At 68.2% G+C, this 26,614-nt stretch carries 24 protein-coding genes; 14 read left to right on the forward strand and 10 right to left on the reverse strand.

Features of this window, described 5'->3' with window-relative positions; genetic code table 11:
* On the reverse strand, positions 1-946 hold a 946-nt coding region (locus ABZX92_RS33575), incomplete at its 3' end, for an aldehyde dehydrogenase family protein (protein ID WP_355568381.1).
* Between the two features lie 81 nt (positions 947-1,027).
* Here ABZX92_RS33575 and ABZX92_RS33580 point away from each other — a divergent pair.
* Both ABZX92_RS33580 and ABZX92_RS33585 read left to right on the forward strand, forming a co-directional pair.
* Positions 1,028-1,945, forward strand: a complete 918-nt coding sequence (locus tag ABZX92_RS33580; protein ID WP_355568384.1) for a LysR family transcriptional regulator — start codon at positions 1,028-1,030, stop codon at positions 1,943-1,945.
* Between the two features lie 7 nt (positions 1,946-1,952).
* Positions 1,953-2,681 (forward strand): HEAT repeat domain-containing protein, encoded by a 729-nt coding sequence (locus ABZX92_RS33585; RefSeq protein ID WP_355568387.1) that lies wholly within the window; start codon positions 1,953-1,955, stop codon positions 2,679-2,681.
* A 9-nt stretch (positions 2,682-2,690) separates the two neighbouring features.
* Here the strand turns inward: ABZX92_RS33585 and ABZX92_RS33590 are convergent, their stop codons facing one another.
* Genes ABZX92_RS33590 through ABZX92_RS33600 form a run of 3 tightly spaced genes read right to left on the reverse strand, consistent with a single transcriptional unit; the run spans position 2,691 to position 6,184 of the window.
* Positions 2,691-3,236 (reverse strand): DinB family protein, encoded by a 546-nt coding sequence (locus ABZX92_RS33590; protein ID WP_355568390.1) that lies wholly within the window; start codon positions 3,234-3,236, stop codon positions 2,691-2,693.
* Complete coding sequence (locus ABZX92_RS33595; RefSeq protein ID WP_355568393.1) at positions 3,190-4,569, reverse strand: glycosyltransferase family 39 protein; 1,380 nt, start codon at positions 4,567-4,569, stop codon at positions 3,190-3,192. The genes ABZX92_RS33590 and ABZX92_RS33595 overlap by 47 nt, the downstream gene beginning before the upstream one ends.
* A 28-nt stretch (positions 4,570-4,597) precedes the next feature.
* Positions 4,598-6,184 (reverse strand): thiamine pyrophosphate-binding protein, encoded by a 1,587-nt coding sequence (locus ABZX92_RS33600; protein WP_355568396.1) that lies wholly within the window; start codon positions 6,182-6,184, stop codon positions 4,598-4,600.
* A 558-nt stretch (positions 6,185-6,742) separates the two neighbouring features.
* Between ABZX92_RS33600 and ABZX92_RS33605 the strand changes: the two genes are divergently transcribed.
* From ABZX92_RS33605 to ABZX92_RS33620, 4 genes are all read left to right on the forward strand, one after another.
* Positions 6,743-7,099: a PLDc N-terminal domain-containing protein gene (locus tag ABZX92_RS33605; protein ID WP_045314422.1), complete on the forward strand. Its 357-nt coding sequence runs from the start codon at positions 6,743-6,745 to the stop codon at positions 7,097-7,099.
* A gap of 56 nt (positions 7,100-7,155) precedes the next feature.
* Complete coding sequence (locus ABZX92_RS33610; RefSeq protein WP_355568399.1) at positions 7,156-7,698, forward strand: hypothetical protein; 543 nt, start codon at positions 7,156-7,158, stop codon at positions 7,696-7,698.
* Between the two features lie 183 nt (positions 7,699-7,881).
* On the forward strand, positions 7,882-8,700 hold the full coding sequence (locus ABZX92_RS33615) for a hypothetical protein (protein WP_355568402.1): 819 nt from the start codon (positions 7,882-7,884) through the stop codon (positions 8,698-8,700).
* A 42-nt stretch (positions 8,701-8,742) separates the two neighbouring features.
* Complete coding sequence (locus ABZX92_RS33620) at positions 8,743-9,354, forward strand: response regulator (protein ID WP_045314403.1); 612 nt, start codon at positions 8,743-8,745, stop codon at positions 9,352-9,354.
* On the opposite strand, the gene ABZX92_RS33625 is transcribed toward ABZX92_RS33620, so the two are convergent.
* The gene (locus ABZX92_RS33625; protein ID WP_355568405.1) at positions 9,335-10,747 is read right to left on the reverse strand and encodes a hypothetical protein; all 1,413 of its coding nucleotides are present in this window, start codon (positions 10,745-10,747) and stop codon (positions 9,335-9,337) included. The two genes, ABZX92_RS33620 and ABZX92_RS33625, sit on opposite strands and share 20 nt — an antisense overlap.
* A gap of 451 nt (positions 10,748-11,198) precedes the next feature.
* On the opposite strand from ABZX92_RS33625, the gene ABZX92_RS33630 reads away from it, so the two are divergent.
* The 5 genes from ABZX92_RS33630 to ABZX92_RS33650 all read left to right on the forward strand — a co-directional run bounded on the left by ABZX92_RS33630 (position 11,199) and on the right by ABZX92_RS33650 (position 16,659).
* Positions 11,199-12,425, forward strand: a complete 1,227-nt coding sequence (locus tag ABZX92_RS33630; RefSeq protein WP_355568408.1) for a branched-chain amino acid ABC transporter substrate-binding protein — start codon at positions 11,199-11,201, stop codon at positions 12,423-12,425.
* A 76-nt stretch (positions 12,426-12,501) separates the two neighbouring features.
* A complete protein-coding gene (locus ABZX92_RS33635; RefSeq protein ID WP_355568411.1) occupies positions 12,502-13,419 on the forward strand; it encodes a branched-chain amino acid ABC transporter permease in 918 nt (305 codons plus the stop codon).
* A complete protein-coding gene (locus ABZX92_RS33640; RefSeq protein WP_355568413.1) occupies positions 13,416-15,131 on the forward strand; it encodes a hypothetical protein in 1,716 nt (571 codons plus the stop codon). Before ABZX92_RS33635 ends, ABZX92_RS33640 begins: the two co-directional genes overlap by 4 nt.
* Positions 15,128-15,946, forward strand: a complete 819-nt coding sequence (locus ABZX92_RS33645; protein WP_355568416.1) for an ABC transporter ATP-binding protein — start codon at positions 15,128-15,130, stop codon at positions 15,944-15,946. The genes ABZX92_RS33640 and ABZX92_RS33645 overlap by 4 nt, the downstream gene beginning before the upstream one ends.
* Positions 15,943-16,659, forward strand: coding sequence for an ABC transporter ATP-binding protein (locus tag ABZX92_RS33650; protein WP_355568419.1), 717 nt, complete (start codon positions 15,943-15,945; stop codon positions 16,657-16,659). The genes ABZX92_RS33645 and ABZX92_RS33650 overlap by 4 nt, the downstream gene beginning before the upstream one ends.
* Before the next feature lie 50 nt (positions 16,660-16,709).
* Here the strand turns inward: ABZX92_RS33650 and ABZX92_RS33655 are convergent, their stop codons facing one another.
* Positions 16,710-17,876, reverse strand: coding sequence for an alpha/beta hydrolase (locus ABZX92_RS33655; protein ID WP_355568421.1), 1,167 nt, complete (start codon positions 17,874-17,876; stop codon positions 16,710-16,712).
* Positions 17,877-17,946: 70 nt separating this feature from the next.
* Positions 17,947-18,306 carry a hotdog fold thioesterase gene (locus ABZX92_RS33660; protein ID WP_355568441.1) on the reverse strand — a complete coding sequence of 120 codons (360 nt, stop codon included), beginning with the start codon at positions 18,304-18,306 and terminating at the stop codon, positions 17,947-17,949.
* 106 nt (positions 18,307-18,412) lie between these two features.
* Here ABZX92_RS33660 and polA point away from each other — a divergent pair, with 106 nt between their 5' ends.
* Positions 18,413-21,088 (forward strand): DNA polymerase I, encoded by a 2,676-nt coding sequence (polA, locus tag ABZX92_RS33665; RefSeq protein ID WP_355568424.1) that lies wholly within the window; start codon positions 18,413-18,415, stop codon positions 21,086-21,088.
* A gap of 44 nt (positions 21,089-21,132) precedes the next feature.
* Here the strand turns inward: polA and ABZX92_RS33670 are convergent, their stop codons facing one another.
* Together ABZX92_RS33670 and ABZX92_RS33675 are read right to left on the reverse strand one after the other, a co-directional pair.
* Entirely contained in the window at positions 21,133-21,669 is a 537-nt protein-coding gene (locus tag ABZX92_RS33670; RefSeq protein WP_355568427.1) for a hypothetical protein, read from the reverse strand.
* Between the two features lie 52 nt (positions 21,670-21,721).
* Complete coding sequence (locus tag ABZX92_RS33675; protein ID WP_355568430.1) at positions 21,722-22,894, reverse strand: hypothetical protein; 1,173 nt, start codon at positions 22,892-22,894, stop codon at positions 21,722-21,724.
* 105 nt (positions 22,895-22,999) lie between these two features.
* On the opposite strand from ABZX92_RS33675, the gene ABZX92_RS33680 reads away from it, so the two are divergent.
* Entirely contained in the window at positions 23,000-24,157 is a 1,158-nt protein-coding gene (locus tag ABZX92_RS33680) for a glycosyltransferase (protein WP_355568433.1), read from the forward strand.
* A gap of 58 nt (positions 24,158-24,215) precedes the next feature.
* Positions 24,216-25,259, forward strand: coding sequence for an Hsp70 family protein (locus ABZX92_RS33685; protein WP_355568436.1), 1,044 nt, complete (start codon positions 24,216-24,218; stop codon positions 25,257-25,259).
* On the opposite strand, the gene ABZX92_RS33690 is transcribed toward ABZX92_RS33685, so the two are convergent.
* Positions 25,256-26,467 (reverse strand): aminotransferase class V-fold PLP-dependent enzyme, encoded by a 1,212-nt coding sequence (locus ABZX92_RS33690; RefSeq protein ID WP_355568438.1) that lies wholly within the window; start codon positions 26,465-26,467, stop codon positions 25,256-25,258. The two genes, ABZX92_RS33685 and ABZX92_RS33690, sit on opposite strands and share 4 nt — an antisense overlap.
* Between the last annotated feature and the right edge of the window lie 147 nt (positions 26,468-26,614).

The raw sequence follows: 26,614 nt of genomic DNA on the forward strand, positions 1-26,614 counted from the left end.
GCGCGAACTTCTCGTCCAGCAGCGGTCCATAAAGGACATCGCCGGTCGGGTCGCCCACCGTGGCGGCGGCGACGGCGTCGACGAACCGCGTGAGGAACTCGTCGTAGACCGACTCGTGCACGATCGCCGTGCCGAGCGAGGTGCACCGCTGGCCGGCCGAACCGAAGCCGGCGAACAGTGCCCCCTGCACGGCCAGGTCGAGGTCCGCGTCCTCGGTGACGACCATCGGGTTCTTGCCACCCAGTTCCAGGCACGGCGTCTGGAGGTGGCGGCCGCACAGCTCGCCGATCCGCACGCCGACCTCGCTGGACCCGGTGAAGCCGACCTTGTCGACCAGGTCCTCCTGCAGCGCCTGCTCCAGGCCGTTGAACGTCTCCGACCCCTCGGCGAAGACGATCTCGAACACGCCGTCCGGAATGCCGGCGGCCTGGAACACGTCGTAGAAGGCCTGGGCGGACGCGGCGGAGTACTCGGCGGGCTTCCACACCACGGAGTTGCCGCACAGCAGCGCCGGGATGATGTACCAGGACGGCACGGCGACCGGGAAGTTGCCGGCGGTGATGATCGCCGCGACGCCGACCGGGTTGCGGAAGGTGAAGAGCTGCTTGTCCGCCATCTCGGACGGAACCGTCTGCCCGTAGAGCCGCCGGCCCTCGCCGACGAAGAAGTTGGCGGTGTCGACGATCTCCTGCACCTCGCCGCGGGCCTCCGCGATCGGCTTGCCGATCTCGCGGGTCACCAGCTGGGCGAGCGGCTCGAAGTTCGCCTCGACGAGCCGGCCGATGTTCCCGATGACCTGTCCGCGGACGGGAGCGGGGACGCGCGCCCACGCGCGCTGTGCCGCCTTCGCCCGGCGTGCTGCGTCGACGAAGGTGCGGCTGGTCCCGAGCTCGATCTCGGTGACCACGTCGGAGGTGTTCGACGGGTTCGTGGAGACATAGGCCATGCATCCACCCTGGTAGTTACCCGGTGGTTCCGCCAGGGGTTGCAGAATGAAACCTCGCGACGTCGAGCATAAGCTGTCCTGGTGCTCAATCCGGTCCATCTCCGCACGCTCGTCGAGGTCGTGAAGACTGGCTCGTTCGCCGAGGCGGCCCGCCGTCTCGGCTACACGTCGTCGGCCGTGTCGCAACAGATCTCCGCGTTCGAACGCGCTGTCGGCGTGGAGCTCTTCGAACGCGAGGCGCACTCGATCAGGCCGGCCAGCGCCGCCCTGCTCATCGCCGATCGCGGCGGCGAGCTGCTCGCCGCGTTCGACGGCTTCGAGCACGAGGTGAAGGCGATGGTGCAGGGCCTGCGCGGCCGCCTGCGCATCGGCACCTTCCCGACGGCGAGCTCACGGGTCATGCCCAAGGCGCTGGCGAAGCTGTCCGCGGACCTGCCGGACGCCGAGATCCGGCTGGACGAGGCGGAGCCGGAGGACGTGCTGCCGCTCGTGCTGACCGGCGAGCTCGACCTCGCGCTGGTCTACGCCTACGACCTCGTGCCGCAGACGTGGCCGGAGGAACTGACGGTCCTGCCGTTGCTGGACGAGGCGCTCCTGGTCATGGTGCCGGCCGAGCACCCGGCCGCGAAGAACAACTTCAAACTCGAAGATCTGAAAAACGAACGCTGGATCGCGTCACGCGACGGCACATCAGGCGCAACGTGCCTCACGCGGTTGTGCGCGGCGTCGGGTTTCGCTCCAAGAATTGCTTTCCGGAGCAACGACTACGAGGTCGTGCAGTCGCTCGTGGCGGCCGGAGTGGGTGTCGCGCTGGTACCCGCGCTCGGTTACAAGGCGCTACCGGGTACACACGCAATGCCGTTGCGCCACAAGCCCTTGCGCAGGCACGTGCACGTTCTCCACCGCACGGCGAACACCAACCCGTTGCTGCGTGACGCGGTAAACGCGCTCCAGGAAGTTTGCCAAAACGCCGTGGGCGGCTACATAAATCAGCCATGATGGAGAAATGGGGGAACTCAGCAGCGATGGGGCGCTGGCTGGGATCCGGGAGTGGGGTTCGCCGGATCTGCGCGCGCACATCAGAATTCTGATCGACAGCAACGAACCGGGTGTCGAGGAAATCGTCCTCGGCACCCTCGACGAGGCAGGCCCGGCGCGGCCGCTGCTCTGCCGGGTGCTCGCGGAGCGCGATCCGCACCGCGACCCGCAGTACGCGCTGCGGCACTTCTACGAGGAGACCGACGGCCCGGTACGCCGTTGGCTCGGCCACGAGGTCTACCGCAGTCCGTGGGTGTGGCTCTACGGCATCACCAGGCTGCGCGCCACACATCCGGTCGAGCGCATCACACCGGACGCGACGCACTGGCTGGCCACCCGTCGTCAGATAGCGGTCACGGCGCTCGGCGACACCGCCGACCGGGCGGCCCTTCCGCCGATCATCGGCCGGCTGCGCGACGCGAAGTGGTGGGTGCGCGCCGAGGCGGCGGCAGCGGTCCGCCGGCTCGCGAAGTCGGGCGTACCGGTCGGCTCCGCGGCGCAGGCGTTGACCCGCTGCCTGCACCACGATCGCCAGGAGGTGATCGAGCAGGCCGCCGCCGCGCTGGCGCTCCCGGCCCTGCGCGAGCGCCTGCTGTGGTCCCGCGCGACGCTCATGCCGCTGGCCGGAGCGATCGTCGACAACGCGCTCGACGGGGTGGTCGCGCCGCTCCTCCCGTTGTGGCCGGGCGAGGACTGACCGTCCGCCCTACTCGCCGGTCTGCCCGTCCGCGAGCTCGCGCAGCAGATCCAGATGGCCCACGTGGCGCGCGGTCTCCTGCGTCACGTGCGCCAGGATCCACCGCACGGTGAACTTGTGGTGGGCGGCGACGTCGTCCGGACCGCGCTGCTTCAACGCCTCGGCGTTGGCCCATTCCTCCTGGTACGCCTGGATGAGCGACTCCGGCGTGTCGTCGTCGGTGAGAGTCCACGACGGGTCCGGGCTGCCCTCCCACAACGACGGCAGCCCCAGGCCCGCGCCCGCGATGCACAGCCAGTGCCGCTCCACCGCGACGAGGTGCTTGAGGACACCGAGCGCGGTCAGCTGCGGCGACGTCGCGATCGGCGCGGCCGCGGCCAGGTCCCGGGTGAGCCCGTCGACCTTCATCACCGCGGTCCTGCGCAGGAAGTCCAGGAACTCCCACGCGAGCACGGTCTCGTCTTTCGCGGCGTTGTTCGGCCAGGTCCGTTTCACGGAAGGGAGTCTGTCAGTAGTAGCGGCGCAACGTCGGCCAGATGTCTTCCCATGTTCCATTCGGGGCCGTGCACAACCACAGCTCCGTGCCGTCCTCATCGTTCTCGACGACGTTGTGGTGCTGCGCGACGCGCCTGCATCCCGTGAACGGCGCCGAGTTGAACCCGACGAGCAGCACCTTCTTGTTCAACGTCTGCGGAGGTCCCCAGTCGTGGTACGACATGTGGCCCGAATACACCGGAATCCGCGTGTAGGCCTCGACCGCGCCCGCTTGGCCGTAGTTGCGGGTGATCACGACCGGGCGGTCGTTCTGCATCCACGCCTTCTCGACGGTGTCGGCGAACTCGGGCCAGCCGACCTGCTCGCCCTGTTCGGGGTTGATGGCGATGACCGGTCCGAGTGCGCTGGGCGGCAGGATCGGCAGTGAGCCGACCACGGTGGGCAGCACGCTCAACGCCACGAGCACGCCGCCGATCACCTTGCGCTGCAACAACCATTCCTGTGCCTGACGTGCGCCCGCCGCCACCAGCACCAGCAACAGCGGCACCGCGTAGTACGGCTTGCCACCTGTCAGGAGACAAAGTGCGCACAGGATCGGATAGGCCAGCGCGAGAGAGCGCAACGCCTTGTCGCGCCACAGGTTCCGGAAGCCGCTCAACCACACCGGCACCAGGAACGGCGAGAGCATCAGGATCTGCATGGGGATGAACATGACGCGGTTCTCGACGCCGTCGTCCTCGCTGATGCCGCGCGCGACCGTGAGCAACGGGAAGTCGTGCCGCGCCTGCCAGATCACGACCGGAGCGGCGATCACCGCGCACACCGCCAGCCCGGCGGGCAGCCACCACGTGCGGAACACGTCGCGCGGCCCGGTGATGAGCAACGCGACCGCCAGCGCGGCGAGCAGCAGGAGCAGCAACCACTTGTTGGCGAGCCCGACCCCTGACGCGGCCCCGAGCGCGAGCCACCAGCGACCGTCGCGCGTCTTGAGCAGCCTGACCGCGAAGTAGCCGACGAGCACCCAGATCAGCAGGTCGACCGTGGCCGTGGACAGCATGTGGCTCACCGCGAGCACGAACGTCGACGTCGCCGACGCGGCCGCCGCGAGAACCTCACCGCCCCCGAGCTCCTTCGCGGTCAACGCGACCACGACGGTGATGCAGAGCGCGAGCAGCGTGGCGATCACGCGAAGACCGACCGGCGTCCCGCCGAACACCTCGGTGCTGAGGCGGGCGAGGAGCGGTGTGATCGGCGGCTGGTCGACGTAGCCCCAGTCGGGCCGTTTGCCCGCCGCCATGAAGTACAGCTCGTCCCGGTGGAACCCGTACCGTCCCGACAACGCGGTCAGCACCACTGCCTGCACAGCGAGCACGATCCCCAGCCCACGTCTCATAGGCGGGACGGTAGCCGGGACCCTTTGATCAAGTGGTCTTTTTGCGGTACCAGCGAGGCGAAGTGTTGATCGGGGGCTTGAGCGCGGCGTTGACCACGATCATGGTGGGCCCGGCGGCGCTGTCCAGCGCGTCCCGCAGCCCGTCGAACCCGTCCAGCGTGACCGCGGGAATGCCGAAGCTCTCCGCGAGCTTCGCGAAGTCCGGCCGCGTCAGGTCCACCCCGCTGATCGTGTGGTTCGCGATCTGCTGGTCGTACCGGAGCATGCCGTAGCCGCCGTCGTCGACGAGCACGATCGTCAGCGGCAGGTTCTCCTGCCGCAACGTCGCCAGATCCCCGCAGGCGAACAGGAACCCGCCATCGCCGACCACCGCGATCGTCCGGCCGTCGACCGCCGCCCCGATCGCCGCCGGGAAGCCGAACCCGAGGGTGCCCCAGCCGACCGGGTACGCGAGGCCGCGCTCCTTGGCGACGTGGTGGAAGCCGCCGATCCAGTAGCCGGGGATGCACATGTCCGCGACGATCGTGGCCGTCTCGCCTTCGAGCGCCTGCAACAGCTTCGCGGCTTCGGGGGAGTCCGCGGCCACCAGTGCCCGGACCTCGGCGTTGACCGCTTCGACGTCGACGACGGCGTCCTTGCGGGTCACCTTGGCCGCGAGTGCCTCCGTCACCGCCGCCGCGTCGCCTTCGACCGTGACGTCCGCCGGATAGTTCTTGTTCGCCTCGGCCTTGTCGATGTTGATCGCGAGCAGGTTGGGAGGCTTGGGCTGCAACCAGTTCTGCGTCATCATGCCGTCGAGGTCGGTGCCGATCGCGATCACCAGATCGGCCTCGTCCCACAACTTCCCCACTGGCGGCGCGTGCACCGGTCCCTTGACGACATGAGCGCTGTCCGTGAGTCCCCGCGCCCCGTACGTGGTGACGATCGGCGCATTCAGCTTGTCCGCCAACGCTCCCACCGCGGCGCCCGCCCCAGAGCGTGCCGCGCCACCGCCCGCCCAGATCAACGGCTTCCCGGCGGCAGCGATGAGCTTCTCGGCCTCGGTGAGGTCCGGGACGAGGTGCGCCCGCCCGACCTTCTCCGGTGCGTGGTGCGGCGTCTCGGCGGACAGGAAATCCGTTGGCACACCGAGGTAAACCGGCCCGTGCGGGCTCTGCGTGGCCGCCTGGACGGCCTTGCCGGTGTACGCACCCAGTTCCTGCGCGGACGGCACGTCGAACGACGCCTTGGTGACGGGCCCGAACATCGCCTTCTGATCACGCGTCTCGTGCAACACGCCCCGGTGCACACCGGGCTGTCGCAGCGTCGACGGGATGTCCGTGGCGATCACGAGCACCGGACTGCCCGACGCCCACGCCTCGCCGGTCGCGCCGAGCGTGTTGGCCGCGCCCGGTCCGGTGGTCACGACGGCGACGCCGAGCTTGCCCGTGGTGCGTGCGTAGCCGTCGGCCGCGTAGACCGCCGTCTGCTCGTGCCGCACCCCGATCATGCGGATGCCCTTGTACTTCTCCAGGGCCTCCCAGATGGCGAGGTTGTGCACCCCGGGCAGGCCGAACACCACCTCGACGTCGTGCGCGGCCAGCACTTCCAGCAGACTCTCGGCACCCCTGGGCATGGCATCGACGCTAAGGCTTGCTTACGGCCCCGGCAACGGGTGTGCAGCAGGTCTGGTGCTCAGCCTCACCTGCGGTACGGCTCGTGTGAACGTTCCGGTACGCGCGGTGGGATCGGCCTCGCGGAAAGTGCCGGTTGTTCGATCGGGTCGCGTCCGGAATCGAGCAAGTGCAATCGAACGCCGGTGTCGGCGGCACTCCGGGAAAACGATCCCGCCGCCGCACCATTTCACCCTCTGGGGTGAATTGGTTGCTCAGGTCGGCCCACGGCGGCAGGCCTGTTCAGCAGAGCGCGCGGAACCGTGCGCGGCGCTCGCTCGCCCCGCGTGGCCAGTCGAATTCCAGCTCGGGTATGACCGTGTCCTGCGGTGCTGTCCACGCAGGTCGTGCCAGTGCTGAAATCGCGGCTTTAAATGTGCGTGTTAAGTCCAGGTTTCACGTCTTGTTCCGGTGAACATCACGGATGTGCGAATTGGCCGAAGTGATTGAACGCTGAACCATGTTCAGGGCGTGTCCCTTGTGCCACGATGTGCGGCGACCGCACGACCTGGGGGTAGGAGATGCTGTACTTCGGTGGGCTGTTCGGAGTGGTGACGTTGTGTCTGGTGATCTTCGCCGTCGTGGATGTGATCACGACCGACGAAGGCTCAGTTCGCAATCTGCCGAAGATGCTGTGGCTCCTCCTGGTCCTGCTGTTCCCGTTGGTGGGCTCGATCGCGTGGCTCGTGGCGGGCCGTCCGGTGGTGGGGACCGGACGCGCGCGCCTCGGTGCGTACGAACGCGATGCGGCTGCTTTTCCCGAGTACAACCGGCCGGGACGGTTCGCGGCCGGCAATCCTGACGACGACGAGGAGTTCCTGCGCCGCTGCCGTGAGCGCGCGGAGGAACAACGACGCAAGGGACGCGAGAACCAGTGAGGAAAGTCCTGCTGTTCTTAGTTGTTCTGCTCGCCGGCTGTGGCAGCCACGCGCAGATGGCGACACAGCCCCCAGCTCCCCAAACGTCCACTTCGGACAAGCTGGCGCCGGGCGAGTTCCAGTCGCGCTGGTGGACGTGGGCCTCCCAGCCCACCGGCACCAACCCGGTGTCCGACACCTCCGGGCGGTTCTGCATGCGCGACCAGCCCGTCGAGGTCTGGCTGCTCGCCGGCTCCCTCGGTGACGGCCCGGTCGAGCGGCAGTGCCGGGTCCCGGCCTCCAAGCCGCTGCTCGCCCCGGTCGTGAACCTCGCAGGCGACGTCTCCGAGTGCGAGCAGTTCATGAAGAGCGCCCAGGGCGAGGTGCTGATGGACGGCTCCACGCAGGCGCTGACGAGGGTCTCCGCCACGCCGTTCACCTACGAGGCGCGCGCGGGCAACCCGTTCGGCGCCCAGGCGGGCCGGATCAACTCGGTCGGCTGCGGCCTCTACGCGTGGATCAACCCGCCCGCGTCCGGCGAGCACGAGCTGCACATCCGCGGTTCGGCCGACGGCAAGGACGTCGACGTGAAGTACAAATTGATCGTGGGAGCCGACTAGGCCGGGTATCGTGGTGCCCGGCGTCCGAGCAGACGTGAGGCTGGAGCCGCTCCCCGGCAGTGAGCGGCACACTCCGCCGCAGTGTTCAGGAACTCCTGCTCGCCAAGCGAACCGACCACGTAGACGCGTGACACATGCGTCCTTGTCTTGCCGAGCCGGGCGGCGGAAACGAGGACTGCTGTCATGGCACGTCTGTCCATCACGGACCAGCTGGCCGACCTCCGGCGCACCTACACCGGCGAGAACCTCTCCCAGGCCGTGCCCGCCGTGCGCGACGGGGAGCTGTTGCCCGACGCGACCACCGAGGCCCAGCGGCAGCTGGAAGCGAAAGTGCTGCTCGCCGGGTGCACCGCGGCCGGCATGCTCCAGCTGATGCCGCCGGCGAGCATCGTCAGGCCCGCGCACGCGTTCCGGACGGTGGAGCCGGGGGAGACCCTCAAGCTCCACCTGAGCGAGCGCGCGCTCGGCCCGTTGCTGTTCGAGCTGCTGCCCCGCACCGAGGACGGCTACGGCATGGGTGTCGCGGGCCTGCGGCACCAGCAGTACCGGCGCTCGTCCGAACTGACCACCGGGGACGCGGGAGTCGTGCTCGTCGGCGTCGACGAGAACGCCTGGGACCTCGGCATGCGGTACGTGCGCTGGATGCACGAGTTCCGCGGCGTCGAGTACACCGACGGCGGCGGCAACGACGACGAAACAGCGGAAGCGGCCACTGGGAGCGCTCTCCTGCGCCGGGTACACCTGTGGCATGACGCGAGCTGGTTGCGAGCACTTCCGCTGGGAAACGCGTGGTTCGTCGAGTGGCCGGGTGGTCCGTCGGAGGACGACATCAGGCAGAAGCTCGCCCATCCGGAGTTCGGCACAGGCCGGGAAATCACGCTCCGGCGCGCCGAAGCGCCCGCTCAGGACGTCGAGGAAGGCATGCGGACCTACCCGTGGCCGGACGAGTTCGTGTCTGCCGTCACGGCTGGTGAGCCTGATCAGGGGCCTGCCCACCAGTAGACTGCGCTTTCGCCCGCAGGAACGATCGTCAGGAGGACCCCGGTGACCCAGCAGGCTGCCGAGGCCCAAACCGAAGCCACGCGCAAGGCCCCCCGCGTTCTGGTCGCCGAGGACGAGGCGCTCATCCGTCTCGACCTCGTGGAGATGCTGCGCGAAGAGGGCTACGACGTGGCGGGTGAGGCCGCAGATGGCGAAGAGGCGATCAAGCTCGCGTCGGAGCTCAACCCCGACCTGGTGATCCTCGACGTGAAGATGCCCAAGGTGGACGGGATCGAGGCGGCGCAGCACATCGCGGGCAACCGGATCGCGCCGGTCGTGATCCTCACCGCGTTCAGCCAGCGCGACCTGGTCGAACGTGCCCGTGACGCCGGTGCGATGGCCTACCTGGTCAAGCCGTTCGCGAAGCGGGACCTGGTGCCCGCGATCGAGCTGGCGATCAGCCGGTTCACTGAGCTGGCCGCGCTGGAGCAGGAGGTCGCCGGGCTGACCGAGCGCCTCGAGACGCGCAAGGTCGTGGAACGCGCCAAGGGCATCCTCATGACCAAGCAGGGTCTGAGCGAGCCGGAGGCGTTCAAGTGGGTGCAGCGGACCGCCATGGACCGCCGCACGACGATGAAGGCGGTCGCGGAAGCCGTCATCGAGAACTTCGGCTGAGCTCCAGCCAGACCGACTCCGTCTGCGCCTCGGGACTCTCGGGGCGCAGACGGACCTCGACGGTGTGGTTGCCCGTCAGGGCGAGGTTCAGCTCGTGCCGGCCGCCGATTCCACCCGGCATCGGCAGGGTCGCCGCCTGACCGCTGTCCACGTACACCTCAAAGCCCGCCACCGGGGCCACTGATCGCGCGGCAGAGCCGTCGAGTGTGACCACCAGCGTCGCCTCGTCCGGGCCCACAGCGGCGAACTCAGCCGTCATCACGGGCAAAACGGGCGCGGGCTCGTCCGGGGCGAGCGGAAGCTTCTCCGGCGACTGCCCCGGCACCTCCCAGTAGCTCTCCAGCACCTGCGCCTGCGACGCGCCGGGCATCCGCAGGACGAACGGCGTCAGCGAGTCCGGCCCGGAGACGCCGAGCAACGCCGCCGGCACGTCGCCGACCAGGGTCAGCTCGCTGTCCTGCGCTCCTGACCAGCCGGTCACCACCGGCCGCAGCGGCACCCGCTCCGACCCGAGCTGCGCGACCAGGCCGTTCACGTCACCGCCGTCGCCGAGCCGGATCGTTGTCCGTAATCGCGCCGATGGAGCCCCACGCAACGGCGCGCGCGTCGTGCCGATGCCTGGTGCCTCCTCGTCGGGCCCCAGCACGCGCAACGTGCCCGCCACGATCTGCGTCTCGGTCACGTCGTCCACGGGCAGACGCGACCCGCTCAGGCCGAACGCGTCGACCACCACGCGCCCCGGATAGCTCGGCGGCGGGGTCAGGCCGACGAGCACGCTCGCCTCCCGCCACGCCGGCACGACCGGGGACGCGGCGATCTGCGCGCCGTCCTGCAGCACGCGCACTCCGGACCGTGTCAGCACCACCTCGAACCGATGCAGAACGCCCGCACCGCGCGTGCCGGGCGCAACGGAGTCGTCCACCACCACGCGAACGGCATCAGCAGGAGGTATGGGTCCGACCCGGTCCGGAGTGCCGGGAACCAGGTCGAGCACGAGCTTCCCGTGCGGCCCGGCGGCGTCCGTCACGACTGCCACCCGGCCCAGTTCGTCCGCCTCGTTCAGCCGCAGCGACGACCGCGAGCGCAACACCGCCGTGTCGCTCCCGCACGGCATGTCGATCACCAACCGGCCGTTGGAGCCCGAGCCGGGGTTCACGCAGCCAGGCCGTCCGCTCAGGTGGTAGCGGCGCTCCAGGAACGTGTCGTCGAAGTCGTCCAGTGAACCGAGCACCGCCTGCCGCCACGTGTCGTCACCAGGGCGTTCTTCGGCGCGAACGGGGATCGAGCGCTGACCGAACGCGTCCACGGCCCGCACGTCGGCCCGCCCGGTCCCGGTGATCTCCGGCGACGCGGTGAGCCGGCCGAACACCTCGTACCCCGCGGCGCCGTCCACGGGCGCCCATTGGATCCTGCCGTCGCTGCTCCATACGGAGGACGACGGAGGTGGCGCGGCCGGCTGAGCCGGTAATTTGACTGACGAGGAGGCGTACCGGGTCAGCCGAACGGGTTCTGAGCTGGGCTTATTACCACGGTCATCGGTATCGCGCAGGACGAGGACAGCCGCGAGGAGAACGGCGGCGGCACCGACAGCGGCGATCACCCGACGACGCGGAGTCATACGTCCACGTTATGACAGCCGTCCAAAGAGTGAACGAAGGTTACGTTTCGTGACATTCCTTAAGCGAAACATAACGCCGCGTTGCGTTATGGTCACGAGCCCATTGGCTTTGATGACTGCGGTCACAGTCATCGCCTAGGTTCCCGGCCATCCCTCAGCAGAGGGTCGTGGAGCGGTGCGCGGAGAACTCGCGTCGCCGGGAGCAGGGAACTAGGAGGGACATCACGTGCGTAAGCACTCTGTGAAGTCCGCAGCGATCGTCGGCGCAGCGCTGCTCGTTCTTGCAGCCTGCAGCTCGAACAAGACCGAAGGCGGCGGCAACAACGGGGGCAGCTGCGACACGTCGAAGGGCACTCTGACCGTCGGTGTTGTCGCCCCGCTGTCCGGGAACCTGTCCGCTCTCGGCATCGGCATCAAGCAGTCCGCCGAGCTCGCCGTGGACGAGGCGAACAAGAAGTGCACGGTGAAGGGCTACAAGCTGGCCGTCTCCGCGCAGGACGACGAGGCCAACCCCGCCAAGGGTGCCCAGGCCGCCACGAAGCTGTCGACCGACCCGACCGTCGTCGGCGTCGTCGGCACGCTGAACTCGTCGGTCGCCCAGACGGTGCAGCCGATCCTGAAGGAAAAGAAGATTCCTCAGGTGTCGCCCGCCAACACGAACCCGACGCTGACCAGGGGCAACGACTTCCTCACCGCCCCGAAGCGCGCGTTCGAGAACTACTTCCGCGTCTGCACGACCGACGACCTGCAGGGCCCGTACGCGGCCAACTACCTCGTCGAGAAGGCCGGCAAGAAGAAGATCGCGATCATCACCGACGGCAAGACCTACGGTGAGGGCCTCGCGGCCGAGCTGTCGAAGCAGGTCACCAAGAAGGGTGGCCAGATCGTCGGCTCCGAGAAGGTCGGCGAGAAGGACACCGACTTCTCCGGTGTGATCGCCAAGATCAAGGCCACCAACCCGGAGGCCGTCTACTACGGCGGTGAGTACCCGGTCGCGGGTCCGCTGTCCAAGCAGATGAAGGACGCCGGTCTGAACGTCCCGCTCATGGGTGGCGACGGCATCTTCGACGGCAAGTTCATCGAGCTGGGCGGTAAGGAAGGCGACCTCGCCACCTCCGTCGGCGCCCCGACCGAGTCCCTGGCCACGGCCAAGGCCTTCGTCGACGCGTACAAGGCGAAGTTCGGCAAGGAGGACTACGCCGCCTACGGTGCGTTCTCCTACGACGCCGCGAACGCTCTGATCGGCGCGCTGGCCGCCACGCTCTCGAGCGGCGACTGGTCCGACTCGAAGCGCGACGAGATGCTGACCAACGTCGGCAAGTACAGCGGCTCCGGCGCGACCGGTGAGGTCAAGTTCGACCAGTACGGCGACAGCACCAACAAGGTCCTGACCGTCTACTCGGTGACCTCTGGCAAGTGGAAGGACGTCGAGACCGGGACCTTCACCGGCTGACGACTACCCATTACTGATTGAAGCCACGGCGGGGGCGGGCGTTGTTTGCTCGCCCCCGCTGTTTACGGAGGTAGTCGTGTCAGTCCTGCTTCAGCAGCTGGTGAACGGGGTGATGCAGGGCGCGTTGATCGCCCTGATCGCCCTGGGGTACACGATGGTGTACGGCATCATCCAGCTGATCAACTTCGCCCACGGCGAGGTGTTCATGGTGGCCTCGTACGGAGGCCTCGCCACCTACACGTGGCTCCTTCCTGAAGACCTCAAGAAGGTTCCGTACGTGGCTCTGCCGCTGATGTTCGTCGGCGGCATCATCGTCGCCGTCATCGTCGCGGTGATCATGGAGCGGTTCGCGTACCGGCCGTTGCGCAACGCGCCTCGGCTCGCACCGCTCATCACGGCACTCGGTGTGTCCGTGTTCCTCCAGGAGTTCGTGCGCAACGTCTACCCGAACGCGACGTCGAACCTGCCTTACCCCAAGGTCTTCCCCGAGGGTGCGCTGCAGCTCGGCGACGTCAACATCTCGTGGACGGGCCTGCTGCTGGTCCTGCTCTCGGTCGGCCTCGCGGTCGTCCTGCAGACCTACATCAACCAGTCGCGGATGGGTCGCGCGATGCGTGCCACCGCGCAGGACCCCGACACCGCGAAGCTGATGGGTGTCGACCCCGACCGCGTGATCGTGCTGACGTTCATCTTCGGCGCCGTGCTCGCCGGTGTCGCCGGCATCCTCTACGGCGGGTACCTGAGCAACATCAACATCGACATGGGCTTCCAGACCGGCATCTTCGCCTTCACGGCGGCCGTGCTGGGTGGTGTCGGCAGCATCCGGGGCGCGGTCATCGGCGCGTTCATCATCGGTCTGATCAAGACCTTGGCCGGCCAGTACATGCCGGGTGGCACCCAGTACGACTACGTGTGGATCTTCGTCGTGCTGATCCTCGTGCTCGTCTTCCGCCCGCAGGGTCTGTTCGGCGAGCCGGAAAGGGTGCGCGCATGAGCGTCAACGGCACTTCTTCTGGAAAGCGTTCCGCACTCGCTCCGCTCGGCAAGCCGTTCGCGGTCGCCGGTGGCGTTCTCGCCATCGTCGCGGCACTGCTGCCGTGGGTCACGTTCAGCCTCAACGACGGCAACTGGCCGGACAAGTCGACGCTGCAGTTCTTCGACGCGCCGTTCGAGGTCACCGGCTTCCGCTGGCACATGCTGCTGCTCGGTGTTCTCGTCCTCGTCGCGACGTTCGCGCCGATCCCGTCCCGCGGCCGCGTCATCCGGGCCCTGGGCTGGGGCACCGCGCTCGTCTCGTTCGTCAACGGCGCGTACATCACGGTCAAGGGCGGTGGCCTCGCCGCCATCACCGCGCTCGACGGCGCCGTCGCGTTCGGCAGCATCGTCGGCCTCGTCGCCGGTGTGCTGATGATCCTCGCGGCCTACGGCATCGGCTTCGAGCCGGTGGGCCAGTGGAAGGTCAAGCTCTCGACCCCGCTGGCGTACCTGGTGCTGCTGGCGTCGTTCGCGGCGGTGCTGTACGCCGTCGCGGCGCTGCTGACCACCGGTGGCGTCGGTGCCGCGAACCCGTACGCGGGTGCGATCTTCCTGTCGTTCCTCGGTTTCGCCGCCGGCGTGCTCGGTGCGTTGAGCGGCGTCGGGTTCATCAAGTGGCTGTCGGCGTTGTCCGAGCAGCACCGCGTGTTCAGCGTGATCGTGCTGGCGGCGTGCGCGCTGCTGCTGCCGTTCACCGACGCGGGCAACGAGTACTGGATGACGGTCGCGGCGAACATCGGCATCTACGCCGCCACCGCGATCGGCCTGAACATCGTCGTCGGTCTCGCGGGTCTGCTCGACCTCGGGTACGTGGCGTTCATGGGCATCGGTGCACTGGTGGCGGCCAACTTCTCCGGTGCGGCCACCGCGCACTTCGGCATCACGCTGCCGTTCCCGGTCGCCGCGATCATCTCCGCGATCGTGGCCGGCATCTTCGGCGCCATCGTCGGTTCGCCGACGCTGCGGGTCCGCGGTGACTACCTGGCGATCGTGACGCTCGCGTTCGGTGAGATCTTCACCCGCTCCGCGCAGAACAACATCGGCGGCATCACCAACGGCTCCAACGCGATCCCGGGCATCCCGCAGCTGTCGCTGTTCGGCGCCGAGTTCAACAAGTCGCTCACGATCGGCGCGGTGAAGCTGCCCGCCGGTGTCCTCTACTACGTCCTCATCGTGCTGCTCGTCGCGGCGACGATGGCGGTGTTCGCGAACCTCAAGTTCAGCCGCATCGGCCGTGCCTGGATCGCGATCCGCGAGGACGAGGACGCGGCCCGCGCGATGGGCATCCGCACCGGCAAGATGAAGATCCTCGCGTTCCTCATCGGTGCCACGCTCGCGGGTCTCGCGGGTGCGGTGTTCGCGCACAAGAACGGCACTGTGTCCTACGAGTCGTTCAAGTTCCTCGAGTCGGTCACGCTGCTCGCGGCGGTCATCCTCGGCGGCATGGGCTCGATCCCGGGCGCCGTCCTGGGTGCGGCGCTGCTGTTCGTGCTGCCCGAGAAGCTGCGCGACTTCGCGGACTGGCGCCTCATGATCTTCGGCCTCGCGCTGATCCTGATCATGCGGTTCCGCCCTGTCGGACTGATCCCCGATGCGCACAGGCGAGCCGAGATGATCGAGATTGCCGATGAGAACGCCGAAGAGGCGCACGAGGAGGCGAAGCGGGCATGACGCCTGTGTTGGAAGCTCGCGACGTCTCGATGGTCTTCGGTGGCCTCAAGGCGTTGAAGGGCGTCACGCTGACGCTCGACGAAGGCAAGATCGTCGGACTGATCGGCCCGAACGGCGCGGGGAAGACCACGTTCTTCAACTGCCTGACGGGTCTGTACACGCCGACGACGGGTCAGGTGCTGCTCAAGGGCAACGTCCTGCCCGGCGACCCGGCCCAGGTGACGGACGCGGGTGTGGCCCGCACGTTCCAGAACATCCGCCTGTTCCCCAGCATGACCGTGCTGGAGAACGTGATGGTCGGCCGGCACGTCCGGATGAAGCAGGGCCCGCTGGCCTCGCTGTTCCACGGCCCGGCCTACCAGCGCGGGGAGAAGGCGGCCAGGGAACGCTCGCGGGAGCTGCTCTCGTTCGTCGGCCTGAACAACCTGGACGACGAGCTCTCGCGCAACCTCCCGTACGGCGACCAGCGCCGTCTGGAGATCGCGCGCGCGTTGGCGACGGATCCGGCGGTGCTGCTGCTGGACGAGCCCACGGCGGGTATGAACCCGCAGGAGACGGAAGCGACGCAGCAGCTGATCTTCCGCATCCGCGAGACGGGCGTGTCCGTCGTCGTCATCGAGCACGACATCAAGTTCATCTTCGGGCTGTGCGACTCGGTTTCCGTGCTCGTGCAGGGCGAGCTGCTCGTCGAAGGCAGCCCCGAGACCGTGCGGGCGGACCCGCGGGTGGTCGAGGCCTACCTCGGCAAGCCGCCGGAGGAAGTCGCGCACGAAGTCGAGGCCGCCGCTGCTTCTGCTGAGGAGGAGCAGGCATGACCGCGCTGCTCGAAGTCCGCAACCTGTCCGTCGCCTACGGCGCGATCGAGGCCGTCCGCGACGTCTCGTTCACCGTCGAGGCCGGGCACATCGTGTCGCTCATCGGTGCGAACGGTGCGGGCAAGACCACGACCCTGCGCACCATCTCGGGTCTGCTGCGTCCGGCGTCCGGCGAGATCCTGTTCCAGGGCAAGCCGATCCACAACGACCCGGCGCACGCGATCCTCGGTGAGGGCATCGCGCACTGCCCCGAGGGCCGTCGGCTCTTCCCGCGGATGACCGTGGAGGAGAACCTGCACCTCGGCGCCTACGTCCGCAAGGACGACGGCGTCGAGGCCGACATGCAGCGGGTGTACGACCTCTTCCCCGTGCTGGGGGAGCGGCGGCACAACAAGGCCGGGCTCTTCTCCGGTGGTGAGCAGCAGATGCTGGCCATCGGTCGCGCGATGATGTCCAAGCCCCGCCTGCTGATGCTCGACGAGCCCTCGATGGGTCTCTCGCCGATCATGACGCAGCGGATCTTCGACACCATCAAGGAGCTGCAGTCGCTCGGCACCACCATTCTCCTGGTGGAGCAGAACGCCTTGGCCGCGCTGGCGTTGTCGGACCACGGTTACGTGATCGACCTCGGTCGCACCACTTTGGACGGTCCGGGTCACGCGCTGCTGGCGGACCAGCGGGTGCGGGACGCGTACCTGGGCGAAGCGCACTAGGTTCGTTTTGTGAGAGCGGGGCGGAGGGTTTCCTCCGCCCCGCTTTTCGTTCAGCTCCGGTCGAAGTCGGCCAGGATGCGCGGCAGGGCGATCTTGGCCGCCTTGCCGTGGTTCACGTCCGGGCCCAGGTCGATGAGCGTGGACTGGGCGTGGTGCTGCTTCAGGCGTCGGTCGCAGTAGGCGGACGTTTCCAGGAGCGTGTCCTTGTCGCCCGCCGACGAGTAGATCTTCACCGGGACCCGCGGGCGCCAGTCGCAGTAGCCGTCCGCGTCACGCAGCCTGGCCCGGAGGGTTCCGGTGGGGTTGCGGAGACGTTCGAAGTAGGTGTCGGTCAGCAGCTCGTGCATGGTGGCGGGCAGGTGCGGGAAGATGTCCTCGTTGCGGTGGTCGCCGTCGAACAGGGCTTCCACCGACGGGTCCTGGAAGACCTCGGCCGGGTCGTCGTAGAGGTGGAAGAGGCGGTTCCAGGCGACCGTCCAGTACGCCATGTACGCGACGCCGTTGGAGATCTCGTCGTTCAGGGCCTTGCCGACGAGCAGGCTCGGCTTGAAGGGGCCGCCGATCGGGGCCAGCGCGCCGACCGTGAACTGGCGGTCGTGCTGCAGAGCCTCGCCCATGGCCATGGCCGCGTGACCGCCCTGCGAGTGGCCGGTGATCATGATTCGCGGGTTCGGCTGCTCGCCCTGTCGCCTGGCGTGCTGGTTGGCGGCCTTCAGCGCGTCCACCGAGGCCGTGACGGTGGACGGGGCGTCCACATAGGGGTGGTAGCCCGGTCCGGTGCCCAGGCCCAGGTAGTCCGGTGCCGTGGTGAGGTAGCCGGCGGAGGCGAACAGCAGGGCCGCCGCGCGGTCGTTGCCGTCCGCCACCGAGGCGACAGAGCCCCGGTAGCCGGTGGTGCCGTGCAGCCAGACGGCTTGGCGCGGCGATCTGTTGTCGTTGCGGGGCAAGGCGATCAGCGCGCTCGCCGTGGTTGTTCTTCCTTTTGGGTCGATGGTCCGGTACGTGATTCGCTTCGCGTCCACACCGAACCGGACGCGCGACGCGTCCAAGCCGTAGTCCCCCAGGTACTTGACCAGCTGGTTGGTGTCCATCGTGGACACCGGGACGACGTCGAGGAGCTCGCCGCGGGTGCTGTGCGCCGAGGCGGTGGCCGGGACCGAGGCCGCGACCACCGCGCCGCACAGGACTGCTGTGGTCAGTCGAGTCGAAAGGGTCATGGGACAACCCTGTCGTGCTGATCTTGACGGGTCAGTGGTGCGGACCGGTCAGTCGGAGGTGGGGAGAGCCCTACGCGCCGGGTGCCTTGGGGCGCAGGAGGCACGTGAGGCGGGCGGTGCAGGTGCGCTTGCCCTCCTCGTCCGTCACGACGATCTCGTACGTCGTGGTGCTGCGGCCGAGGTGGATGGGGCGGGCCACACCGGTGACGACGCCGTCGCGCGCGGCCCGGTGGTGCGTGCAGGACAGTTCCAGTCCTACTGCGATGGAGCCGAACAGGGCCGCGTGCATGGCGGACGCGACGGAACCGAGCTGTTCGGCGAGAACGGCGTTGGCGCCGCCGTGCAGCAGCCCGAACGGCTGGCGGTTGCCCTTCACCGGCATCGTGCCGATCATCTCCTGGACATCCCATTGGGTGATTTCGATGCCCATGCGGGAGGCGAGCTGCTCGGCTTCGAGGTCGGATGGCAGGTCGGGGATCACGCAGGCTCCAAGGGCTCAAGCAGAACTGTCAGACCCCCACCCTAGACTCGGGCTCGTGACTACCTCAGACGTGAAGCGGCTCCTGCTCATCGACGGTCACTCGATGGCCTACCGAGCGTTCTACGCCCTGCCCGCCGAGAACTTCGTGACGAAGACGGGCCAGGTCACGAACGCCGTGTACGGGTTCACGTCCATGTTGATCAACATCCTGCGCGACGAGAAGCCCACGCACGTCGCGGTGGCGTTCGACGTGTCGCGCAAGACGTTCCGCTCCGAGCAGTACCCGGAGTACAAGGCCGGTCGCTCCAAGACGCCGGACGAGTTCCGCAGCCAGGTGTCGCTGATCAAGGACGTGCTCGCCACGTTGCAGATCCCGACCATGGAGAAGGAGAACTACGAGGCGGACGACATCATCGCGACGCTGACCACGCAGGCCGTGGCGCAGGGCATTGATGTCGAGATCGTCACCGGCGACCGCGACGCGTTCCAGCTGGTCAACGACCACGTCACGGTGCTGTACCCGGTCAAGGGCGTGTCGGAGATGGGCCGGTTCACCCCCGCGTACGTCGAGGAGAAGCACGGCGTGCGCCCGGACCAGTACGCGGACTACGCGGCGGTGCGCGGCGACTCGTCGGACAACCTGCCGAACACGCCGGGCGTGGGCCCGAAGACGATCATCAAACTGCTCAACCAGTTCGGTGGCCTCAACGAGCTGGTCGACCGCATCGACGAGGTGCCGGGCAAGGTCGGCGAGGCGCTGCGCGGCAACCTGGCGAACATCATCATGAACCGCCAGCTCACCGAGCTGATCAAGGACGTGGAGCTGCCGTACACGATCGACGGGCTGGAGGCGCAGGTCTGGGACCGCGACGCCGTGCACCGGCTGTTCGACGAGCTGGAGTTCCGCGTGCTGCGCGACCGGCTGTTCCAGACGCTGTCGACCGCCGAGCCCGAGGCCGAGGAGGGCTTCGAGGTGTCCGGCGGGGCGATCCCGGCCGGCACGCTGGCCGCCTGGCTGGACAAGAACGCGCGCAAGACGCGCGTCGGGGTGGCGTTGCGTTCCGCGGGCAGCGACCTGGAGGGTGTCGCGCTGTGCACCACGTCCGGTGAGGGCGGGTACGTCGACGTCGTGTCGCTGAACGAGGCCGACGAGAACGCGTTGGCCGCGTGGCTCTCCGACGAGAGCGTGGCCAAGGCGGGCCACGACCTGAAGCTGCCGATGCGCCAGATCCGCGCTCGCGGGTGGAAGCTGCGCGGGCTGACGTCGGACACGGCGCTGGCCGCCTACCTGGTGCGGCCGGGTCAGCGGTCGTTCGCGCTGGACGACCTGGCGCTGCGCTACCTGAAGCGCGAGCTGCGCGCGGAGGAGTCGGGCGACGGCCAGCTGTCGCTGCTGACCGACGAGTCCGAAGAGGCGCAGAAGGTCGCGACCAGCACGATCCTGCGCGCCCGTGCCGTGGCCGAGCTCGCCGACGCCCTCGACTCCGAACTCGTCACGATCGGCGGCGCCGACCTCCTGGCGAACCTCGAGCTGCCGCTGATGAACATCCTCGACGAGGTGGAGTCCATCGGCATCGCGATCGACGTCGAGCACCTGTCGTCGCTGGAGGCGCACTTCGCGGCGGGCGTGAAGCAGGCGGCGCAGGACGCGTACTCGGTGATCGGCAAGGAGATCAACCTCGGCAGCCCGAAGCAGCTGCAGACGGTTCTCTTCGACGAGCTGAAGATGCCGAAGACGAAGAAGACCAAGACCGGCTACACCACGGACGCCGACGCGCTGCAGAACCTGTACGAGCAGACCGAGCACCCGTTCCTGCAGCACCTGCTCGCGCACCGCGACGTCACCCGCCTGAAGTCCACTGTGGACGGACTGCTGAAGTCCGTGGCCGACGACGGCCGCATCCACACGACGTTCCACCAGACCATCGCCGCCACCGGCCGGCTCTCCTCGACCGACCCGAACCTGCAGAACATCCCGATCCGCACCGACGAGGGCCGCCGCATCCGCCAGGCCTTCGTCGTCGGCGACGGCTACGCGGAGCTCATGACCGCGGACTACAGCCAGATCGAGATGCGCATCATGGCCACGCTGTCCGGCGACGAGGGCCTGATCGCGGCGTTCAACAGCGGCGAGGACCTGCACACCTATGTCGCGTCGCGGGCCTTCTCGATCCCCACCACCGAGGTGACGGGCGAGATGCGCCGCCGCATCAAGGCCATGTCCTACGGCCTCGCCTACGGCCTGTCCGTCTTCGGCCTCTCGCAGCAGCTGCGCATCCCGACCGAGGAGGCGCGCGAGCAGATGGAGGCCTACTTCTCCCGCTTCGGCGGCGTCCGCGACTACCTCAACGAGATCGTGGAAAAGGCCCGCAAGGACGGCTACACCGAGACCGTCCTCGGCCGCCGCCGCTACCTGCCCGACCTCACCTCCGACAACCGCCAGCGCCGCGAGATGGCCGAGCGCATGGCCCTCAACGCCCCGATCCAGGGCAGCGCCGCGGACATCATCAAGGTGGCCATGCTCGGCGTCTACCGCGCACTCGAATCCTCGGACCTGCGCTCGCGGATGCTGTTGCAGGTCCACGACGAACTGGTGCTGGAGATCGCGGAGGGCGAGCGCGAGGCCGTCGAGGCCCTGGTGCGCGAGCAGATGGGCAACGCCTACCAGCTGCTGGTGCCGCTGGAGGTCTCGGTGGGCGTGGGCCGCTCCTGGGACGACGCGGCGCACTAGCCGCTGAAGCGCGTGCCCGCCGGTCCGAGTTCCGGCGGGCCCGGTCACCATGACCGAGAAGTACTTCTGAGGAAGGCCAACCATCCAGCTCGCCGTGCAGATGGCGGTCTTCTGGCCGTTTCGACCGGCATTCGACTTTCGATCTTGAAGTCCGCGGCCGCGGCGTGAGCGGAGTTCACCCCGACCGTCAGGCCGGAGTACGTGGCGTTCGGGCCGGCGCTCACCGCCTGCGGATAGTGCTCCAGAATTCGACGCGCTTCTTGCTGCAACTCGTTCAAGGTGTACGGCACGCGGACGAACTCAACGGTCGTTCCCGCGCTCCGGAACGACAGGATTCGTTCACGCAGTGAGTGCGAGACGGCACCGTGCCAGAAGATGGTGACCTTCCGCGCCTCGACGTCGATCTTCGCTTCGACGAACCCGGAGCCACGCGCTTCGACATCACCTCGGACGCGATCGACGAGCGCGAGCAGTGGTTGCTGGCGGTCCATCGTCGCGTCACGAGATCCGGCCGGCGACACCTTTTTCTTCTCGGTCACCGCAGATGCGCCTCCCAGAGACGATTTGGCGGTATCAACCAACTTCAGCGGACGACACCGCCGGCAGAGCCGCCCCCAATGCGGACGCAGAGCTTCAGGGATTGAGATGGCTCGGGTACCGGTGTAGCGCCGCCAGCCGCTGGAACTCCTCTTCGGAGATCGGGAGATTGGTGTACCTGTGCAGCGTGCTGTGGGTCCGCTGCCAGCCGTCCGGTGTCCACAGCTCGTACTCGAGCTCGTACGGGTTGTCCAAGCGCTTGGCCAGGAAGAGGACCTTGTCGAGGTCGTACATGTCGTCTTGCTCGCGGAAGACCGCCTGATAGCCCTCGCTGGACCTGTGCGGTCTCCGCATGACCACGCTGGCGTAGCGGGCATTGCGGAAACCGCGCTCGCTGAGCTCCAGCACCCACCAGCTGGGCTCCAGCCGCGCGAACACGTCGGTGGGCTGCCAGCCGAGGTCGTCGACGGTCTCGTCGGCCGAGCCCGTCCGGCGGACGAGGACGTGGCGGTAGAGCCCGCCCTCGGTGGTGCCGCCGAGCCAGACGTCGAAGTACCTGACCGCGGCGGTTTCCCTGGCCCGGCTGATCCGTTCGACGTCCTCGCGGCCGACCGGCAGCACGTGCCTCTGCCGCGGCTCCTGACCCAGCACCCACGTCCCGTCGCGCAGGAACATCTCCCAGTTCCCGCGGCCGTCGGCCGGGCACCGGATCAGGGCGTGTGCGCGGTCGACGTCCACGACGTGGTCCAGGTTGTCGAACTCCGCGAAGTAGTAGTGACCGTCCACCGGCTCGGCTCGCCGCCGTGCCGCCAGCAGGGCGAGAACGGCGGTGAGTCTCGTCCTCAGGTATCCGGCCAGTGGCACTGTGAAGCGGTGTTCTGGCGACGGTTCCTCGACCACCGCGATCGCGGAGCGCAGATCGACCATGCCGGCCTCGTGCTGGAACACCGCGAAACAGCCGTCCTCGGGCTTCTGCCGTGACGGCGACGGAGGCGGTGGCTCGGGCCGTTCGGCGTCGGCTCGGCGCCTGAGCCGCTCGATCTCGGCCGGGGTCACCTCGCGGTAGTCGTCGTACGAGTCGCGGTCGCTCGATCGGGACAGGTCGCGGCTCGACTCCCACCTGCCGTGGCCCTCATAGCGCTCTTCGTCGTAGACGGAGACGGAGCGGTAGAGACCTACGGCGTTGCTCACGTCGGACATCAGGCGCTGCGCGTTGAACAGCGCGTAGTAGCGGTAGTCGGCCAGATACGGCTCGAAAATCGCGATCACCCCCCAGTGATTGCCCCCATTGGAACTTATAACGCACTGGGGGACTTGCCGCAAGACCCCGGTTCGCCCTCACAATTCGTGGCCTGAAACAGAGGGGATTTCGCCATGCGATTTCTGGTGTCCACGATCGGTTCACGGGGAGAGGCGCAGCCGGTCACCGCGCTGGCCGTGCAGCTGAAGGCGCTGGGCAACGACGTGAAGGTGGTCGCGCCGCCCGACTTCGAGGAGCTCGTGACGAGCAACGGGCTCGACTTCACGCCGGTAGGACCGATGTTGCGCACGTTCCGGTCTGCGGATCTGAAGCCCGGTGACCTGGGGCGACTGGCCGAGGAGTCGGTGCGGGAGCAGTTCCGGGTGATCGGCGAGGCGGGGCAGGGGGCCGATGTCCTGGTGGCGGGCGGTGCGCTGCAGCACTCCACGCGGTCGGTGGCGGAAAGCGTGAATGCGCATTACGTGTACGCGAGTTTCTGCGCGAACACGTTGCCTTCGCCGCATCACGCGCCGCCCGCGATGTTGGGCCGTGTTCCGGTGAACGGCACGCCCGAAGAAAATCTTGCGCAATGGGAGCGGCAACGACCCCTCTTCGGGCATGCGCGCGAGAGCATCAACGCCGAACGCGCCAAGCTCGGCCTCGACCCGGTTGAAGATGTCCGCGAGCACATCTTCGGTGACGACCCGTGGCTCGCTGCGGATCCGTTGCTCGGGCCGTGGCCGGGGCCCGGCGAGCTCGTCACGACCGGTGCTTGGCTGACGAACGACCAGCGGCCGCTGTCCGAAGAGCTCGAAGCGTTCCTGGACGACGGTGAAGCGCCGGTGTACTTCGGGCTGGGCAGCATGCACGGCGCGCTGGACGCCGCGCACCAGGCCGTCGAGGCCGCGCGCAAGATCGGCAAACGTGTTGTGCTGCAACGAGGTTGGGCTGACCTGCGACTGGCTGACGACGCGCCGGACTGCATCGCGATCGGCGAGGTGAACCAGCAGGCGCTGTTCCGTCGCGTGGCCGCGGTCGTGCACCACGGCGGCGCGGGCACCACCACGACCGCGGCAGCCGCCGGCAAGCCGCAGATCGTGCTGCCCCACATGTACGACCAGTACTACTGGGGCGACCAGGTCGAACGGCTCGGCATCGGCCGCTCGGCCAAAGCTGTCACCACCGAGGTCCTCGCCGACACGCTCGCATTGGCAGAGGAGGCCGGAAAGGTGGGTGCGCAGGTCAGGACGGACGGAGCGAGGGTCGCGGCAGAACTCCTCATGAAGGTGTGAACCGGGCCTAGTGAGACGTACGTGTGTGTGGTGTCCGCGTATGAGGGGTGACCCGCACATGTCGTACCAAGTTGGGCTCGATCTCGGATCCGCAGGCACCACCGTCGCCACCGACCGGAGCGCGACGATCCGCACCCAGCGCCGGCACCACGCGCCGGCGCGGGAGGTCGCGCAGCTCCTCGACGACTTGGCGGCCCGGCACGGCGAAGCACCGAGCCGGGTCGCCATGACCCACTCGCTGGCCTGGCCGCACGAACACCTCGAACAGGTGCGGCGGGACCTCATCGAAGAGGGGCGCGCGGACGTGCTGTTCGTGCCAGCCCCGCACGCCGCCGCGATGGCGTTCGACGACAACGTCCAGCTGCCTGAGCACAGCGCGGTCGCGGTGTTCGACTTCGGCGCGATCGCGGCCGACATCACGTTGCTGCGCAAGCAGGGCGTGTTCCTGCTCGCCGGACGGCCCGAGCGGGTCGACATCGGCGGGTTCGACCTCGACGACCTGGTCGTGGAGCACGTCGTCGCGAAGATCGGCACGCACAGCCCGGAACTGGTGCGAAGCTGCGTCGAGGCCAAGGAACTGCTCGGCAGCTACCCCGAGGTCCGGATTCCCGTCGTCGACAACGGCGAAGCCCGCGAGATCAGGCTCAGCAGGCTGGAGTTCGAGGCGATCATCCGACCGGCGGTGGAACTCACCGTCGACGCCCTCGAACGGGTGGTCAGATCCGCCGGCCTGGACGAACCGGACGTCATCCTGCTCGTCGGCGGCTCCGCACGAATCCCGTTGGTGGCCAAGGAAATAGCGAACAGACTGCACATCCCGGTCATGCGTGCACCCGACGGCGCCGCCGCGACGGGCGCGTACCTGGAAGCCAAGCAACTCGAACCCGAACCGGTCGAGGTACCGGCCATGTGGCTGCCGCAGCCCAGAGAGGAGGACGAACCCAGGCACCGGCTGCCCACCACGCCGCTCATCGCGGCCGGGTTGCTCGTCGTGGTCCTCGGCGGCGGCTGGGCCGCGCACGAAGCCATGAACCATCCGAAGGTGGAGATCACGAGCGTCGTGCTGGCACCGCCCGGAATCGCTGTGCTGCCGAGGATCTAGAGCGCGCGGATCTCCTTCAACGTCCGGTCGATCTCGGCGGGCGTGTTCAAGATGGAGGTACCGACCCGCGCGTACGGGATCCGGTACGCCGCCGTGGTGATCTGGATGCGCTTCTGGGAAAGCCGTGCCACGACTTGGTCTCCGGTCTGCCCGCCCACGTCGAAACAAACCAGTCCAGCGGACATCGAGGCATCGCGCGGCGTGTGGATCACGACACCGGGGATCGCAGCGAGGCCGTCCTTGAACCGGGCGGACAGCTCGGCGACGCGAGCCGCCACCCGGTCGCGGCCCAGGCGCTGGTGGAACTCCACGGCCGCGCGCACTCCGTAGTAGTGCTCGAACGCGTGGAACCCGCCGGGCCCGAGCGCTGCCACAGGACTGCGGTTGCTCAGGCTCGGCAGCAACGGCACGATCTGGTTGCTCACCTGGGGGTTCACCCAGACCATGCCGGTGCCGCGCGGCCCGAACAGCCACTTGTGCGTGCCCGCGACGAAAACATCCGCACCCAGCCGGGCCGCGTCGTCGTCGACGGCGGCCAGTCCGTGCACGCCGTCGACGATGAGCAGGCAGCGGTCTTCAGCAGAACGCCCTTTGTTGGCCTCGGCGACAACAGCAGCACACGCCCGCACCGGCATCCGTACGCCCGTGCTCGACTGCACCCACGTGAGGCCGACAGCACGCGTCTGCGGCGTGATGGCCCCACGCAACCGAGCAGCGACCTCGGCCTCGGTCACGCGAGCTGAATCGGCGTACAACGTCCCGATCCTGACCTTCGCCCCGACCCGTCCCGCCGCCAGTTGGACGGCCTGCTGGTGCCACGCGTGGTCCTGGTCGCTCAGCAGCAACTCCTGATCCGCGCGCAGCTTCAAGCCGCCGTAGACGATCGACAGGCCGATGGTCGTGTTGGGCACCAAGGCGATGTCGTCCGCGGAGCCCCCGACGTACTGCCCGAGCGCCGCGGCCACCTCCTCGGCCTGAGCGGGCATCAGGTCGTGCGAGTTGGCGTCGAGCCCGCGCTTGAACGTCTCGACCGCCGCACGCACCTCGCGCGGGTTCGACGCCAGGTAGAACAGCCCCAGGTTGGTCAGGGCCGGGTCCAGCCGGAACTCGCGGCGCACGGCGCCCCAGTCCAGTCCCGGTGCGGCCGACGCGGCGGTCGGCGTGACGGCGAGAAGCCCGGTCCCCACGAGAAAATCACGACGATCCATGCCGCCCATGGAACCGCTCGCGGACGGTGTTGGACAGCGGTTTCCGGTCAGGAGCGAACGGAATTCCGGTGTTCAGCGCCTTGGCCCCGACGCTGAACAACTCGCCGAGCATGCTCACGCCGATCGACAGCTGCGTCGGCGCGTGCC

Source organism: Lentzea sp. NPDC006480 (assembly GCF_040611995.1).
Lineage (GTDB): Bacteria > Actinomycetota > Actinomycetes > Mycobacteriales > Pseudonocardiaceae > Lentzea.

What these genes read in the sequence shown, in the direction of transcription:
- ABZX92_RS33585 (WP_355568387.1), top strand. Translation starts at nt 1,953, where the DNA reads ATGGGGGAACTCAGCAGCGATGGGGCGCTGGCTGGGATCCGGGAGTGG.
- ABZX92_RS33590 (WP_355568390.1), bottom strand. Translation starts at nt 3,236, where the DNA reads ATGGAACATGGGAAGACATCTGGCCGACGTTGCGCCGCTACTACTGAC.
- ABZX92_RS33595 (WP_355568393.1), bottom strand. Translation starts at nt 4,569, where the DNA reads ATGAGACGTGGGCTGGGGATCGTGCTCGCTGTGCAGGCAGTGGTGCTG.
- ABZX92_RS33600 (WP_355568396.1), bottom strand. Translation starts at nt 6,184, where the DNA reads ATGCCCAGGGGTGCCGAGAGTCTGCTGGAAGTGCTGGCCGCGCACGAC.
- ABZX92_RS33605 (WP_045314422.1), top strand. Translation starts at nt 6,743, where the DNA reads ATGCTGTACTTCGGTGGGCTGTTCGGAGTGGTGACGTTGTGTCTGGTG.
- ABZX92_RS33610 (WP_355568399.1), top strand. Translation starts at nt 7,156, where the DNA reads ATGGCGACACAGCCCCCAGCTCCCCAAACGTCCACTTCGGACAAGCTG.
- ABZX92_RS33615 (WP_355568402.1), top strand. Translation starts at nt 7,882, where the DNA reads ATGGCACGTCTGTCCATCACGGACCAGCTGGCCGACCTCCGGCGCACC.
- ABZX92_RS33640 (WP_355568413.1), top strand. Translation starts at nt 13,416, where the DNA reads ATGAGCGTCAACGGCACTTCTTCTGGAAAGCGTTCCGCACTCGCTCCG.
- ABZX92_RS33645 (WP_355568416.1), top strand. Translation starts at nt 15,128, where the DNA reads ATGACGCCTGTGTTGGAAGCTCGCGACGTCTCGATGGTCTTCGGTGGC.
- ABZX92_RS33650 (WP_355568419.1), top strand. Translation starts at nt 15,943, where the DNA reads ATGACCGCGCTGCTCGAAGTCCGCAACCTGTCCGTCGCCTACGGCGCG.
- ABZX92_RS33655 (WP_355568421.1), bottom strand. Translation starts at nt 17,876, where the DNA reads ATGACCCTTTCGACTCGACTGACCACAGCAGTCCTGTGCGGCGCGGTG.
- ABZX92_RS33660 (WP_355568441.1), bottom strand. Translation starts at nt 18,306, where the DNA reads ATGGGCATCGAAATCACCCAATGGGATGTCCAGGAGATGATCGGCACG.
- ABZX92_RS33680 (WP_355568433.1), top strand. Translation starts at nt 23,000, where the DNA reads ATGCGATTTCTGGTGTCCACGATCGGTTCACGGGGAGAGGCGCAGCCG.
- ABZX92_RS33685 (WP_355568436.1), top strand. Translation starts at nt 24,216, where the DNA reads ATGTCGTACCAAGTTGGGCTCGATCTCGGATCCGCAGGCACCACCGTC.
- ABZX92_RS33690 (WP_355568438.1), bottom strand. Translation starts at nt 26,467, where the DNA reads ATGGATCGTCGTGATTTTCTCGTGGGGACCGGGCTTCTCGCCGTCACG.